Source organism: Streptomyces sp. NBC_00289 (genome assembly GCF_041435115.1).
In the GTDB taxonomy this organism is placed as follows: Bacteria; Actinomycetota; Actinomycetes; order Streptomycetales; family Streptomycetaceae; genus Streptomyces.
In genome coordinates this window covers 6,178,286-6,193,323 of record NZ_CP108046.1, presented here as the reverse complement: position 1 = coordinate 6,193,323, position 15,038 = coordinate 6,178,286, and the positions used below count along the sequence as shown (strand labels likewise).

9 protein-coding genes are annotated in these 15,038 nt (G+C 70.8%); 6 read left to right on the top strand and 3 right to left on the bottom strand.

The window, feature by feature from the left end; genetic code table 11:
• Positions 1-186: 186 nt before the first annotated feature.
• Positions 187-1,152, bottom strand: coding sequence for a LysR family transcriptional regulator (locus tag OG985_RS27980; protein WP_371671100.1), 966 nt, complete (start codon positions 1,150-1,152; stop codon positions 187-189).
• A 203-nt stretch (positions 1,153-1,355) separates the two neighbouring features.
• Here OG985_RS27980 and OG985_RS27975 point away from each other — a divergent pair, with 203 nt between their 5' ends.
• The 6 genes from OG985_RS27975 to OG985_RS27950 all read left to right on the top strand — a co-directional run bounded on the left by OG985_RS27975 (position 1,356) and on the right by OG985_RS27950 (position 9,172).
• Positions 1,356-2,684, top strand: a complete 1,329-nt coding sequence (locus OG985_RS27975) for an MFS transporter (RefSeq protein WP_371671099.1) — start codon at positions 1,356-1,358, stop codon at positions 2,682-2,684.
• A gap of 144 nt (positions 2,685-2,828) precedes the next feature.
• Positions 2,829-4,124 carry an ABC transporter substrate-binding protein gene (locus OG985_RS27970; protein WP_371671098.1) on the top strand — a complete coding sequence of 432 codons (1,296 nt, stop codon included), beginning with the start codon at positions 2,829-2,831 and terminating at the stop codon, positions 4,122-4,124.
• Entirely contained in the window at positions 4,121-5,086 is a 966-nt protein-coding gene (locus OG985_RS27965) for a carbohydrate ABC transporter permease (RefSeq protein ID WP_371671097.1), read from the top strand. Before OG985_RS27970 ends, OG985_RS27965 begins: the two co-directional genes overlap by 4 nt.
• Complete coding sequence (locus tag OG985_RS27960) at positions 5,083-5,907, top strand: carbohydrate ABC transporter permease (RefSeq protein ID WP_371671096.1); 825 nt, start codon at positions 5,083-5,085, stop codon at positions 5,905-5,907. Before OG985_RS27965 ends, OG985_RS27960 begins: the two co-directional genes overlap by 4 nt.
• Positions 5,908-5,918: 11 nt before the next feature.
• A complete protein-coding gene (yicI, locus tag OG985_RS27955; RefSeq protein WP_371671095.1) occupies positions 5,919-8,168 on the top strand; it encodes an alpha-xylosidase in 2,250 nt (749 codons plus the stop codon).
• Complete coding sequence (locus tag OG985_RS27950; protein ID WP_371671094.1) at positions 8,168-9,172, top strand: LacI family DNA-binding transcriptional regulator; 1,005 nt, start codon at positions 8,168-8,170, stop codon at positions 9,170-9,172. Before yicI ends, OG985_RS27950 begins: the two co-directional genes overlap by 1 nt.
• A gap of 49 nt (positions 9,173-9,221) precedes the next feature.
• Here OG985_RS27950 and OG985_RS27945 read toward each other — a convergent pair whose 3' ends face one another.
• Together OG985_RS27945 and OG985_RS27940 are read right to left on the bottom strand one after the other, a co-directional pair.
• A complete protein-coding gene (locus tag OG985_RS27945) occupies positions 9,222-9,824 on the bottom strand; it encodes a contact-dependent growth inhibition system immunity protein (protein WP_371671093.1) in 603 nt (200 codons plus the stop codon).
• Between the two features lie 14 nt (positions 9,825-9,838).
• A complete protein-coding gene (locus OG985_RS27940; protein WP_371671092.1) occupies positions 9,839-14,758 on the bottom strand; it encodes a ricin-type beta-trefoil lectin domain protein in 4,920 nt (1,639 codons plus the stop codon).
• Between the last annotated feature and the right edge of the window lie 280 nt (positions 14,759-15,038).

Genomic DNA, 15,038 nt, shown 5'->3' with positions numbered 1-15,038 from the left:
TTCCCGCCCATTGCTCGCGTTCTTCACATGCACGCACATCCCCCCACGGAACGTTCTCGGGCGCGGGTACGAGACTGAGCTTTCGTAGTCGAACCAGGCCCCCACCCGGCCCGAGCGCCCCTTTTGTCGCAAGTGTGCTCAGGCCTCCGAATCTAGCGCACGCGGAGGTTGCGTGTTTGCCTTGTGTCAATTGTGCCCACGGATGAGGGAACTGTCGATGGCTGGAAACCATCCGTCGACGGGCTTGCGCAGCCAGCCTTCCTCGGCGCTGAGTTGGGCCGCCGCGCGTCGAAGAGCGTCGAATCCCCGATGCACCAGCCCCTTTCGCCACACCAGTGACACCGGTGACAGCGGGACGGGTTCGATCAAGGGACGAAGCACCGTCCCCGGCATGGCCGGAAAGTCGACCACGGCGAGGATCGGCTTCCGCGTCTTGGCCATGATCCGGCGGAACTCCTCGTCCCCGACGGCCAGCGGGACCGGCGGCGCGATCTCTATCCCGCGCCCCTCGAACAACAGCCGGGCGAGGTCGGTCCACTCCGGGGTCCGCGGGTTCCCGGCGCCCGCGTAGACGGACTCGCCCGCCAGCGCGGCCAGCGGGACCCGCGGCAGGGCGGCCAGCCGGTGGTCCTCGGGGAGCACGACAGCCATCGGCTCGTAGCGCACGGGCTGGTGGTCGAGCCCGGCCCGCAAGGCCGGGTCCAGGCCCGCGAACCGCCCGAACGACGCGTCGAGCCGGCCCGCGAGCAGCTCGCCCGCGGCGCCGGTCAGGCCGCTCTCGTACCGGGCCATCAGCTCGTACTGGGGCGCGAGTTCGCGGGCCAGGTACAGGACCCGGCGCGCGGTGACCTGGTCCGGGAAGTTCAGGTCCACGAGCAGCGGCCGGGCCTGCCCGAAGGCCGAGAGCAGTGCGTCCTGCGCCTGGAGCACCTCTCGCGCGTACGGCACCAGCCGCTCGCCGTCGGCCGTGGGCGTGACCTGGCGGGTGGTGCGCACGAAGAGGTCGGTGCCGAGCTCGCGCTCCAGGCGCCGGACGTCCCGGCTGAGCACCTGCTGGGCGACATGGAGGCGGGCCGCGGCGCGCGTGAAGTGCAGTTCCTCGGCGACGGCGAGGAAGGCGCGCAGGAGACGGGGATCGAGGTCGGCGGGCATCCGGCGAAGTTACAACGGGGGCGCGTGACCGGGCCCGCGCGTTGCTGACCGATCAAGCCCGTTCGCGACCGAGCCGCTCTTCCGTCACGGGACCGCGCACCCCGCCCCCCGCCCGGCCCACCGGCGGATTCACAACCACCGTGCGTGAATCGGCGCGGAGAAGGTGTTGGACCCTGCGATCGGTCACGGGCGACGGTTTCCCCATGCCGCCCCGACCGTCTCCGCGCACCGAGCCCCTGTTCACCGTCACCAACGACGCCCTCGTCCTGGTCGACCTCTCGCCCCGCACCGGAATCCGCCCGCCCGGCCCCTACCGCCGTCTCTTCCGGCTGCCCGGCGCCCGCGCCTTCACCGCGGGGAACCTGGCGGCCCGGCTGCCGATGGGCATGTTCAGCGTGAGCGCGGTGCTGATGATCGCCGGTTCGCGGGGCTCGTACGCGCTGGCCGGCGCCGTCACCGCGACCGGGCTGGCGGCGACCGCGCTGGTCGCCCCGTGGACCGCTCGGCTCGTCGACCGCCACGGCCAGGCGCGGATCGCCGTTCCCGCCACACTGGTCGCGGCGACGGGCTCGCTGGCGCTGCTGCTGTGCGTGCGTGAGGGGGCCCCCGACTGGACCTTGTTCGCCGCGTACGCCGCCACCGCGACGACCCCGAACACCGGCGGCATGTCCCGGGCCCGCTGGACGCATCTGCTTCGGGGCGACGACGAGGCCCTGCACACCGCGAACTCCTTCGAACAGGCCGCGGACGAGCTGTGTTTCATGCTGGGACCGGTGCTCGCGGTCTTCCTGTGCGGGACGTTCTTCCCGGAGGCCGGCACGCTGGCCGGCGTGGTGCTGCTGGTGACGGGCGTGCTGTTCTTCGCCGCCCAGCGATCGACGGAGCCACCGATCACACCGCCGGTCACACCGGGCACTCCACAGCGGGCCGCCCCCACCCGGTCCGCCTCGAAGAGCCTGACCCGCGCCCCCGGGATGCTCCCGCTGCTCGCCGTATGTCTCGCCATGGGTGTGGTGTTCGGCGCCATGGAGGTCGTGACGATCGCCTTCGCCGACGCGCGGGGCCACCGCTCGGCGGCAGGTGCGGTGCTCGGTCTCCAGGCGGCCGGTTCCTGTGCGGCGGGACTGCTGTACGGGGCGGTGAGACCGGTCGGCCGCGCGGCCGACCGGTACGTGTGGTGCATCGCCGCCATGACCGCGCTGCTGACGCTGCCGCTGCTCGCCGCGGCCTGGACCGGCTCGCTCCTGGTGCTGGCGGCCGCGTTGCTGGTCGCCGGGATGGCGACGGCCCCGACCATGGTCACCGGCATGACCCTGGTCCAGCGGCGCACGCCCGCCGGCCGCCTGAACGAGGGCATGACCCTCGCCGTGACCGGCCTCCTCGGCGGCATCGCCGGGGGCAGCGCGATCGGCGGCTGGCTGGTGGAGCACCGGTCGGCCGCGGCGGGTTACGGAGTCCCGGTGACGGCGGCCGCGGTGGCGCTGCTGATCGCGCTCACGCACCGGCGGCCGGCGGAGGAGCCCCGGGGGTAATTCACGCACGCCCCATTGACGCGTTCCCGGCCCGGACATACGTTCCCCCGTCGAAGCGCTTCGACGTCACGCATCGAATCGATTCGACGACCGCTGCGTGGCGCCTCGATACCCATCCGACTGCGACTCCTTTGGAGCTACGGGATGTTGACGGTACGAAGGCGTGTGACGGCGGCGGTGGCGGTGATCCTCGGCGGATCACTGCTCCTGACCTCCTGCGGCGGCTCGGACAGCGGGTCCGCCGACGGCAAGACGCTCAGGCTCTGGCACTACGAGGGCCCCGACAGCGCGATGGGCGCGGCCTGGAACGAGGCGATCAAGGAGTTCGAGGCCACCCACCCGGGTGTCAAGGTGAAGTTCGAGGAGAAGGGCTTCGAGCAGATCCAGAAGACGGCACCCATGGTCCTGAACTCCTCCGACGCGCCCGACCTCATGGAGTACAACAAGGGCAACGCGACGGCCGGCCGGCTCTCCGAGCAGGGCCTGCTCACCGATCTCACCGCCGAGGCGGCCGCGCGCGGCTGGGACAAGAAGCTCAGCGCGGGCGTGCGGACCACCAGCCGGTACGACACCGACGGCGTGATGGGCTCCGGCAAGTGGTACGGCGTGCCCAACTACGCCGAGTACACGATGGTCTTCTACAACAAGGACCTGTTCGGGAAGTACGGCATCGCCGAGCCGAAGACACTCGGCGAACTGACCGCCGCGATGGACACGTTCGTCGCCAAGGGCATCACCCCGCTCGCCAACGCCGGCGCCGAGTACGTGGCCCAGCAGTACCTCTACCAGCTCGCCCTCACCAGGGCCGACCGCTCCTGGGTCGACTCGTACGAGCTGTACAAGGGAAAGAACGACTTCCACGACGCCGCCTGGACGTACGCCGCCAACACCTTCGCGGACTGGGTGAAGAAGGGCTACATCAGCAAGAAGTCCACCGGCACCAAGGCCGAGGACGCGGGCGTCTCCTTCATCCAGGGCAAGGCGCCGATCCTGTTCTCCGGCAGCTGGTGGTTCGGCCGGTTCCGGACGGAGGCGACGTTCGACTGGAGCACCTTCCTGTGGCCGGGCACGAACCTCACCCTCGGCTCCGGCGGCAACCTGTGGGTGGTCCCCGAGGGCTCCACGAACAAGGACCTCGCCTACGACTTCATCGACATCACCATGTCGAAGAAGATCCAGAACCTGCTGGGCAACAAGGGCGGGGTCCCGGTCGCGGCCGACCCGGACGCGATCACCGACCCGCGGTCCAAGTCCCTCATCGCCGACTTCAACACGCTGTCGTCGAAGGACGGCCTGGCCTTCTACCCCGACTGGCCGGTCACCGGCTTCTACGACGTCCTCGTCTCCGAGACACAGAAGCTGATCACCGGCAGCGAGAAACCGGACGACTTCCTCACCGCGCTGCAGAAGGCGTACGACAAGGGCGTACCGGGGCAATGACGGTCACCGTCGAACGGGGCGCGGGGGTGGCCGGCAAGCACCACGACGCGGGTCGCCCGCACCGCCACCGCGATTCCTACGCGCTCTTCCTGCTGCCCGGCGTCCTGGCGTTCCTCGTGGTCGTCATCGTCCCGTTCCTGATGAACACGGGCGTGAGCTTCACCGACTGGCAGGGCGTCGGCAGCCCGTCGTGGTCCGGGCTCGCCAACTACCGTGAGCTGCTGGACGACAGCGAGTTCTGGGCCTCCTTCCGGCACAGCCTGTTCATGGTCGTCGCCATGGCGGCCGTACCGACCGTCATCGGGCTCGTCCTGGCCGCCGCGCTGTTCGACCACGTCGCCAAGCACTTCGGCAGCAGGGTCGCGGCCGTGCTGCGCGCCTGCTTCTACCTGCCGCAGGTGCTGCCGATCGCGGTCGCCGGGATCGTGTGGAGCTGGATCCTCGCCCCGGAGAACGGCTCGCTCAACGAGCTGTTGCGGGCGGTGGGTCTCGGCTCCTGGCAGCAGGACTGGCTGGGCGACCCGGACATCGCGCTGTACAGCGTGATGGGCGTGATGGTGTGGGTGCAGATCGGCTTTCCGCTGGTCGTCTTCATGGCGGGCCTCGAACGCGTCGACCCGCAGCTGTACGAGGCGGCCGAGCTGGACGGTGCCGGCTGGTGGCGGCGCTTCTGGCACGTGACGCTGCCGCAGATCCGGCCGGAGATCTCCGTCGTGCTGACCTGGTGCACCATCGCCGCGCTCAAGGTGTTCGGCGCGGTGTACGTGCTCACCAAGGGCGGCCCCGGCGGTGCGACCGACGTGCCCTCCTACTTCTCCTTCACCACGTTCTTCGAGAAGACGCAGGTCGGCTACGGCGCGGCGATCTCCACCGTGCTGACCGTGATCATCCTGGCGGTCTCGCTGATCGGCCTGAGACTCCAGACCCGTGCCGAGGACGCCGAGGAGGGGGCCCGCGGATGACCACCGCCCTACGCCGTTACCCCGTTCTCGTCGCCCTGTGTCTCGCCGCCCTGTTCATGGTGATCCCGTTCGCGATCGTGGCCGTCAACGCGGTCAAGTCGCCCACCGAGTACTCCGCGCACGGCCCGCTCAGCCTGCCCCACGGCCTCTACCTGGACGGGCTGAAGGACTTCTGGCAGCGCGTCGACTACGGAACCAAGCTGGCCAACTCGGTGCTGATCAGCGGCTGTGTGGCCGTCGGAGCGGCGGTCCTGTCCGTCCTCAACGCGTACGCGATCGGCATCGGCCGCGTCAGGGGCCGCACCTGGGTGCTCGCCTTCTTCGTGCTGGCCGACATGCTGCCGCAGGAGGCGCTGGTCTACCCCGTCTACTACCTGTGCAAGCAGGCGGGGATCTACGACACCCGGCTCAGCGTGATCATCGTCTTCACGGTGATCCAGGCCGCCTTCGGCACGTATCTGCTGTCCTCGGTCCTCAGCCGGTTCCCCCGCGAGATCATCGAGGCCGCCCGGATCGACGGCGCGAACACGTGGCAGGTGCTGTGGCGGATCGTCGTTCCGGTCAGCCGGCCGACCATCGGCGTGCTCCTGGTCTTCTTCTTCATCTGGACCTGGAACGAGTTCCTGCTCCCGCTGGTCATGCTCATCTCCAACGACAACCAGACCGTGTCGGTGGCCCTCGGCGTGCTCCAGGGCCAGCGTCTGATGGACGCCACGATGACCAACGCGGCCGCACTCCTCGGCGTCCTGCCGGCCATCGTCTTCTTCCTCGTCTTCCAGCGCACCCTGACCCGCGGCATCGCCGCGGGAGCGGTGAAGTAAGGACCCCCCACATGAAGTTCACCGACGGCTACTGGCTGCTGCGCGAGGGCGTCACCGCCGACCATCCGGCCGAGGTCCTCGACGTCGACTCGCACGACGGCGCGCTGGAGATCCACGCGCCGTCCCGGCCCATCAGACACCGTGGCGACCTGATGACGGGACCGGTCATGACGATCAGTGCGCACGCTCCGATGCCCGACGTCATCGGCATCACCTTCACGCACTTCGAGGGCGAGGGTCCGAGCGGACCCGAGTTCGACCTGCACGGATCCGAGTTCACGCCCCAGCTCTCCTACGACGACGGGCACGCGACCCTGACCTCCGGCGCGCTGTCGGTCCGCTTCGCCCGCGGCGGCCCCTGGCGGTTCGACTTCCTGGCCGGCGGCCGCACCCTGACCGGCAGCGGCCCCAAGGCCATGGGCATCATGCGAGACGCGGACGGCGCCCACTATCTGCGCGAGCAGCTGAACCTCGGCGTCGGCACCAGTGTGTACGGCCTCGGCGAACGCTTCGGGCCGCTGGTCAAGAACGGCCAGGTGGTCGACATCTGGAACGCCGACGGCGGCACCACCACCGAACAGGCCTACAAGAACGTCCCCTTCTGCCTCACGGACGCCGGCTACGGCGTCTTCGTCGACCACCCGGGCAAGGTCTCCTTCGAGGTCGCCTCGGAAGCGGTCTCGCGGCTCCAGTTCAGCGCCGAGACACAGCAGCTGACGTACTACGTCATCCACGGCCCCACCCCGAAGGACGTCCTGCGCAAGTACACCGCGCTCACCGGCCGCCCGGCCCTGCCGCCCGCCTGGTCGTTCGGCCTGTGGCTGTCGACGTCGTTCACCACGTCGTACGACGAGGAGACGGTGACCTCCTTCATCGAGGGCATGCGGGAACGCGACCTCCCGCTCTCCGTCTTCCACTTCGACTGCTTCTGGATGCGCGAGCACAACTGGTGCGACTTCCGGTGGGATCCCCGGGTGTTCCCCGACCCGGAGGGCATGCTGGCGCGGCTGAAGGAGCGGGGCCTGCGCGTGAGCGTGTGGATCAACCCGTACATCGCCCAGCGCTCGCCGCTGTTCGCGGAGGGCAAGGAGCTGGGGCACCTGCTGAAGCGGCCGGACGGCAGCGTGTGGCAGTGGGACCACTGGCAGCCCGGCATGGCCTTCGTCGACTTCACCGGCCCGGCGGCCCGCGACTGGTACGCGGCCAAGCTGGAGGGGCTGCTCGCCCAGGGTGTCGACTGCTTCAAGACCGACTTCGGCGAGCGGGTGCCCCTCGACGTGGCCTGGTCCGACGGCTCCGACCCGGAGCGGATGCACAACCACTACACGTACCTCTACAACCGGACCGTCTTCGACGTGCTGCGCAAGCACCGCGGCGAGGAGGAGGCCGTGGTCTTCGCCCGCTCGGCGACGGCCGGCAGCCAGAAGTTCCCGGTGCACTGGGGCGGTGACTGCGAGGCGACGTACGAGTCGATGGCGGAGTCGCTGCGCGGCGGACTGTCCCTCGGCCTGTCCGGGTTCGGCTTCTGGAGCCACGACATCGGCGGCTTCGAGGGCACGCCGACGCCCGCGTTGTTCAAGCGCTGGCTGGCGTTCGGACTTCTCTCCTCGCACAGCCGCCTGCACGGCAGTTCCTCCTACCGCGTGCCGTGGCTGTTCGACGAGGAGTCCGTGGAAGTGCTGCGGCACTTCACCCGGCTGAAGCTGCGCCTCATGCCCTACCTGTACGGGGCCGCCCGCACCGCCCACACCGAGGGCACGCCAGTCATGCGGGCCATGGTCCTGGAGTTCCCGGACGACCCCGGGTGCGCGCACCTGGAACGGCAGTACATGCTCGGACCCGACCTGCTGGTGGCACCGGTGTTCAGCGACGAGGGAGACGTCTCGTACTACGTCCCCGAGGGCACCTGGACCCACCTCCTGACCGGGCGGACGGTCACCGGACCCCGCTGGGTGCGCGAGCGGCACGACTTCCTGAGCGTGCCGCTGCTGGTCCGGCCGGGGGCGGTGATCCCGGTCGGTGCGGTGGACGACCGGCCCGACTACGACCACGTCGACGGGGTCACCCTGCGGACGTACGGCCTGGAGCGGGGCGCCCAGGTCACGGTGCCCGTCGGCGACGCGACCTTCACCGTCGTACGAGAGGGGGACACCCTCCGGGCCTCGTGCAGCGACCCCTCGGCGCCGTGGGCGCTGGCGGCCGGAGAACGGGTCGGGCGGGCGCCGGCCGGGACCGGGTTCCTGAGCCTGGAGCTGGGCTGATGGTCAAGATCACCGATGTGGCACGGCGTGCCGGGGTCTCCCCCAGCACCGTGTCATACGCGCTCAGCGGCAAGCGGCCGATCTCGGCGGAGACCCGGCAGCGGGTCGAGACGGCCATCCACGAGCTGGGCTACCGCCCGCACGCGGGCGCCCGGGCACTGGCCAGCAGCAGATCGAACGTGCTGGCCCTCGTGGTGCCCTTACGGACCGGCATCCACGTGCCGGTGGTGATGCAGTTCGCGGTGTCGGTGGTGACCACGGCCCGACACCACGACCACGACGTGCTGTTGCTCACCCAGGAGGAGGGCGAGGAAGGACTGCGCAGGGTCGCGGACACGGCGCTGGTCGACGCCCTGATCGTGATGGACGTGCAACTGGACGACCCCCGGCTGCCACTCCTGCGCTCGCTGGACCGGCCCTCCGTGATGATCGGCTTCCCCCGCGACCCCGCCGGCCTGACCTGCATCGACCTCGACTTCAGGGCGGCGGGCGAGCGGTGTGTGGACCATCTGGCGCAGCTCGGACACCGGGTGGTGGCGCTGGTGGGGTCACCACCGGAGGTGTACGTGCGGGGGACGGCGTTCGCGCAGCGGGTGGTCCAGGGGTTCACGGCGGCCGCCGACCGGGGCGGGCTGGCCTCGGCCGTCCACCCCTGCGCGGCGACCCCGGCGGCGGCACACCGGGCCGCGGAACAACTCCTGCGGCAGCAGCCCGCGTTGACGGGGGTGGTGGTCCACAACGAGGCGGTCCTCGAGCCGCTGATCGACGCCTTCCAGCACCTCGGACTGCGCGTCCCCGGCGATCTCTCGGTCGCGGCGATCTGCCCGGACGAACTCGCCGAGACGCTCCAGGTCACCTCCGTCGCCCTCCCCTCCACCGAGGTCGGGACGCGGGCCGTGGAGCTGCTGATGGAGAAGCTGGGCGGCGCGGCCGTGCCGGAGGCGACCCTGATCCAGCCGAGGCTGACCCGGCGGGCGAGTACGGCGCCGAGGACGACCGCATGAGGAGGGCCCGCACTCGGGTGAGTGCGGGCCCCCTGTCTCGGTCTCGCGGTCAGGGTGACTCCACCAGGAACCGGACACTGTCCACCACGAACTCGCCGTAGTGGAGCGCCGATCCGATGGCCTCCATCCGCTGGTACCCGTCGGGCGACAGTGTCGCGTCGGGGGCGTTGACCACGGCCCTCAGCAGCACTCGGAACGCCAGGTCCGGGGTGCAGTCGCGGGCGCAGTCGACGAGCGCCTCGCGCACCGCGGGGGTGAAGAACTCCGCCCGTTCGATCTCGGCGACGACCGCGTCCCGCCGGGACCAGCCGTCCTCCGTGTCGGCTCCGGTGAGGGGACGGACGTCCGCCTGGGCCGACAGCCTGGCGTCACACAGGCCGACGACCGTCCGCGTCCACTCGGCTCCCGAGGTCCCGGCGAAGCCCGGCATGTACTGCGCTCCGGCGGTCCACAGCACCTCGAGCGTCTCCGAAGGAAGGTTGTCGACGAGAGTCCGGGCGTCCCGGCGGACCGCCAGGACCTCCTCGTCACTCTCCTCCGCAAGGTGTTTCGCCACGACGTCGGCGGCCGTGGGCCCGTCGTAGGTCCAGTCCTGGTGGAAGAAGCCCATCACCCAGGGCACGCCGAAACCGAATTCGGTGAAGCGCTGCACCGCGTTCCTCCTCCTTACTTCGGATAGCAGGTCTGCACGTAGTAACCGCGGGGGTGTTTCGGGATTCCCTTCCCCTTCGGCGCCCTCACCAGCTTGATGTAGTAGCCGTTGCCCGCGGCGGTCGGGGTCCTTCCGTCCGCGTAGAACACCTTGCCGAGGGACTCGTCTCTCCCTCCGACGGTGCCCGTCCACTCCAGCTCGTTCTTGGACCCCCGCATCCACTTCTCGATCATGGCCGCCTTGCCGTCCAGGGCGGCGTCGACCACCCTCTGGGCCGTGTCCTGGTCGGTGAACACGCTGTTCGGCGTGTCCCGGCCGTTGTTCTTGGCGGTCTTCTCGGCGGCCTTGGTCTCGGCCGCCTGACGGTCGGGCCGGACGTGGTCCTTGAGCGTGTGCGCCTGGTCGGGGAACTTGGACTCGTCGAACACGATGTCGTTGCAGTTGTGGACCAGGACCGGAGTGCTTCCCGCCACGGCGTAGAACGTGTGCAGGCCGGACACCGTCAGGTCGTACACGGTCCGGCGTACCGAGCCGTTCCGGTCGCGCACCGCGGCCACCGTCCGGAGGGTTCCGTCGGTGGTGCGCAGGCTGTCACCGGAGCGCAGGTCGGACGCGAGGATCCAGCCACGCCCGGTGACGTAGAACTTGTGCCCCGGTGTGCTCGTCAGACGTCCGCCGCCCGCCAGGGTGACGGCCAGCAACTCCTCGGCGGGGTGGGAGAACGTGCGGGTGACCGGCTCGCCCACGGTGAGCCCGGTGGCGGGGTCGGTGGCCAGGAGCAGGTCGCCGAACCGCACGTCGCGGATCGCCTTGCGGCTGCCGTCGGCCAGGACCACCTCGGTGCCGCCGGGGAAGCTGTTGGTCCTGCACGCCGTGCGGGCGTCCTCGTAGACCTTCACGCTCCGCTCGATCTGGGCCAGCGTCTGCGGGTCCACGCCGTCCAGGGCCTTCAGGGCCTTGAACGCGTCGGCGACCCCGATCCCGGTCTTCATCGCGGCGTCGAGGGCGCGGAGCAACTCGGCGGCCTTCTCGAAGACCTTGCCCGGGATGAAGTTGGACGCGAACCAGGCGCAGCCGGCCTTGTCGCCGTGGTAGCAGCGGACGGCGTCGCCCAGCACGACCTCGTACAGGACCGCGCCGAGCGTGTCCCCGAAGAGGGCCTGCCAGCCGAGCCGGGTGATGTCACCGGCACTGAAGTGGTGGGTCCACTTCTGCTTCTGGTTTCTGAGGACCTCCGTCTTGAGGAAGACGGTGTCCTCCTGCGGGCAGCCGGACGCGGTGGCGGGGACGTCCGGGTTCTGGCAGAAGTAGTAGCTGACCGTGACGTCGACATAGAGCTCGTACGTCACCGTGCAGCCCTGCAGCGTGTAGTCGCACGGGTTGAGCTGCTTGCCCGGTGCCGCCTCGCTCATCTTGTCGATGACGTAGAAGACACCGCCGACGCCGGTCCCGGCGCCTGCCTCCACCTGGCCGTTCGCTTCCTTCCGCTCGGCCGAGTCGGCCGCCTGCTGCGCCGAGTCCGCGTACTTCTGGGCGTCCTTCGCCGCCTCCTCGGCCAGGGTGGCCTCGGCGTCGGCGCGGTCGGCCGCCGCTCGGGCGTCCTTCGCGGCCTGCTCGGCCTCGGAGGCAGCCGTGCGGGCCGCCTCCGCGTCCAGGGCAGCCTGGTCGGCGGAGTCGCGGGCGTCCTTGGCGTAGCCCTCGGCACGGCCCGCGGCCTTGTCGGCCGCGTTCGCGTCCGCGGTGGCCTGCTGGTCGTACTCGATGGTGCGCGCCAGTGACTTCTGCGCGTCCGCCGCGTACTTCGCCGCCTCCGCGGCGTAACCCAGCGCCTCCTTCGCCGACTTGCGGGCGTCCGCCGCGTGACCGGCCGCCTCGGCGGCGATGGTGTACGCGGCCTTCGCGTCACCCGTCGCCGCGTTCGCGAGGCTCGCCGCCTGCTCGGCGTTCTTCCGCGCGTTGGCGGCGTGTGCGTCCGCCACCGCCTGCTGCTGTTCCGCGATCGTCTTCGACGACTGGCCGGTCAGGACGACGAGGCCGGCGGCGGAGTCGGTGTCGACGTACGGCGAGCCGAGCTGGATCGCGTCGTTGGCCGGAGCGGCGACCTGCTGCGCCGAGGCGCCGGCGTCCGCCGCGGCCTGCGCGGTCGTGTAGGCGTGACCGGCCGCGTCGGCCGCACCCGCGACCGCCTTGACGGCCTCGGCCTTCGCCGCGTCCGCCTGCGTCTTCGCGTTCGCGGCGTTCTTCTCGGCGTCGTCGGCCAGCTTGACCGCGGTGCGTGCCGCCGCCGAGGCGGCCTGGGAGGCCTTGATGGCGTCCGCGGCGGCGCTGGTCGCCGTGCGTACGGCGGCGTCCGCCTTCAGCTTGGCGGCCTGCGCCGCGTCCGCGTCGGAACGGGCCCGCTTGGCGGCGGACTCCGCGCGGGTGGCGGCGGCGTCCGCGTCGGCCGCGGCCTGGGTCGCCGCGTTCGCCTCGGTGCGGGCCGAGCTCGCCGCCGACTCCGCGTCGCCGGCCGCCGTGTCCGCCTCGTCGGCCGCCGCCCGGGACTCCTTGGCGTCGGCGTCCGAGTCGTGGGCCTCGGCGTAGGCGTCCTTGGCGTCGGCCTTGGCGCGGGCCGCGTTCGCCTTGCTCTCGGCGTCCCAGGCGTCGTCGCGCTTGCCCTTGGCCCGGTCCCGGGCGCCCTCGGCGTCCTGGCGCTTGGTGCGCGCGGTGGACTCGGCGGTCTCCGCCCTGCCCTTCGCCTCGGTGGCGGTCTTCGCGTACGCCTGGGCGTTGGTCTTGTGCTGGGCGGCCTCGGCCTGCTTGGCCGCGGCGGTCTCCTTCTCCGCCTTCGCCGTCGCCTCCTCAGCCTCGGCCGCGAGCCGCTTGGCGTGCGCCGTCGCGGCCGCCGCCTTCGCGTCGGCCTCGGCCTTCTGCGTCTCGGCCAGCTTGGCCTTCGCGGTGTCCCGGGCGGCCTTCGCGGTCTGTGCCTGTACGGCGGCCGCGTCGGCGGCGGCCTTCGCCTGCGCGTTGGCCTCCTGTGCGGCGGCCGTACGGAACGCCGCCTTGGACTGCGCGGCCTGCGTCAGGGCACGGGCGGCGATGGTCTCGCTGTCCCCGGCGGCTGCCTTCGTCGCGGCGTACGCCGTGTCGCCGGCCTTGGACAGCGCCTCCAGCGCTGCCGCCGACGCCTTGGTGACCTGCGCCTTCTGCTGGCCGACGAGCAGACCGCGGCCGCGCGGAGCGCCCGCCTTGTCGGCGATCGCGTAGGCGGCCTGCGTCGCGGTGTCCGTGTCGGTGGCGGACTTCTTCGCGGCGGCGGCCTGTGCCTTGATCAGGTCGAGCTGCTTCTTCGACGCGGTCTGCGCGGCCGTGACGCCCGCCTTCGCCTTGTCGAACTGCGCCTTGGTCGGGTAGTCGAGGTCGTCGGTGCCGTTGTGTCCGGCCGGTACGACGTCGAACTGCTGCGGGGCCTTGCCCGTGCAGTCCCACATGCGGCCGTCACGGCTGTTGGTGTAGTCCGCGAGGTCGAGGCAGTTGCCGGTGCCCGGGTTGTACAGCCGGCTGGTGCCGTGCGTGCCGTACTCCCACTTCTGGGACGCACCGGTGCCGCAGGTGGAAATCTGCACGGCCGTGCCGTTGGCGCTCGCGCCGCCCTTGACGGTCAGGCACTTGCCCGAGTTGGGGTTGACCAGGGTGTCGCCGGAGATCTGCCACTTCTGCCCGACACTGCCGTTGCAGGTGTAGATCTGCACCGGCGTGCCGTTGTCCTTCTTGCCGCCCGCCACGTCGAGACACTTGTCGGACGCGCCGTGGGCGTGCACCACGAACGGGCTGTCGCCGATCCAGCCGGGGCCGCCCGCGGACCACCAGTCCTGCCAGCGGGTCAGATGGTCGGCGATCCAGGACTGACCGAGCATCTCGCCGAGCGCGGAGGCGCCGGCGGCCAGGGCTTTGGTGGCGTCACCGCTCGCGCCGAGGATCTGGTTGCGCTGCGTGCTCTGGGCGGCGATCTCCTGCTGCCACTCGGCGGACGCGGCGGCGACCTCCTTGCCGAGGACCTTGTTCGGGTCGGCGGGGCTGTGCCAGTCACAGGAGGCGAACCGGGACTTCAGGTCCTCGACCGCGATGCGGTGCTCGACGCTGCCCGGCTCGGGCGCGGTGCGCGGGAAGCCGCCGGAGGAGAGGAAGATGCGGGCGTCGTCGGCCCACTGCTTGTGCATGAAGACGCGGTCTTCCCACGCACGCTGCTCCGCCAGCGCCCGGTTCCACTCCTCGTTGGGCAGGTGCGGGTCCGGATCCGTGCCGTACAGCGGGGTGCCGAGGTCGGTGACCGCCTTCGCCGTGGCGTCGTCGGCCTTCGGCGTCGGGTCCTCGTAGTAGTCGCCCTCGCTCTTCCACCACTGCGCGCCGAGCCACGGGGTGATGCCCACCTGCTGGAAGTAGTCCTGCCCGCGACCGGCCAGACCCGGGGGGTCCGCGAAGTCGGCGACGCTCTTGAAGCCGCCGGGGTAGGAGAGCGTGGACAGGGGCTTCTTCCACTCCCCGAGGCGCCCGTACAGGTCGATCTTGTCGATGTCGTCGCGGTCCTTCTGGAACGCGGTGCTCAGCGGCGTGGTGTTCCAGTACTCGCGGTTCGCCGCGACGCGCAGCTTGTCAGGGGTCTGGTTCAGTCCGTCCCTGGCGATGCCGTACATCGCCGGGCCACCCATCCGCAGCACCTCGGTCATCAGGCACTGGTCCTGACGGAGCTGCTCGGCGGCCTTGGCGTCGAAGCCGTCGTAACTGTCGCCGCTGTCGGCCACGGGGGCCATGTCGTCGGCCGCGTACCGGCCGATCAGGTCGGGCTGGATGGCCAGGCCGCCGATCAGCGCCGCCGCGACGGCGGACGTCAGCAGGGTGGTGAGTGGTCCGGATCGTGCTGATCCGGGTCTGATGAACCCTCGTTTCGGGCGCAAGGAGGCATCCCTTCATCGCGTGATGGGCAACCGGGGTCGCCCGCGCGGCAGGGCATGCGTGAAGAGCCGGCTCGCGGCATGACAAACGGTCTGTCTCTCCCCGTGGCGACGGTGTCCCCCGGTCGCCTGTGGTCGCGCACGGTGACGAAGTGGTCAGCTCCGTCGGGCGCGGCGATCACCATAGACAGACATGACGGGGTCAGGACAAGGGCGGGCAGGCGGATATGGGCAAACTGTGATGATCCAGTGTCCGAACGGTGCCCGGACAGCCCAAAGGCCC

Bases quoted from the DNA above. Each gene is read 5' to 3' on its own strand.
- OG985_RS27950 (WP_371671094.1), top strand. From the start codon at position 8,168: ATGGTCAAGATCACCGATGTGGCACGGCGTGCCGGGGTCTCCCCCAGC.
- OG985_RS27960 (WP_371671096.1), top strand. From the start codon at position 5,083: ATGACCACCGCCCTACGCCGTTACCCCGTTCTCGTCGCCCTGTGTCTC.
- yicI (WP_371671095.1), top strand. From the start codon at position 5,919: ATGAAGTTCACCGACGGCTACTGGCTGCTGCGCGAGGGCGTCACCGCC.
- OG985_RS27980 (WP_371671100.1), bottom strand. From the start codon at position 1,152: ATGCCCGCCGACCTCGATCCCCGTCTCCTGCGCGCCTTCCTCGCCGTC.
- OG985_RS27965 (WP_371671097.1), top strand. From the start codon at position 4,121: ATGACGGTCACCGTCGAACGGGGCGCGGGGGTGGCCGGCAAGCACCAC.
- OG985_RS27970 (WP_371671098.1), top strand. From the start codon at position 2,829: ATGTTGACGGTACGAAGGCGTGTGACGGCGGCGGTGGCGGTGATCCTC.
- OG985_RS27975 (WP_371671099.1), top strand. From the start codon at position 1,356: ATGCCGCCCCGACCGTCTCCGCGCACCGAGCCCCTGTTCACCGTCACC.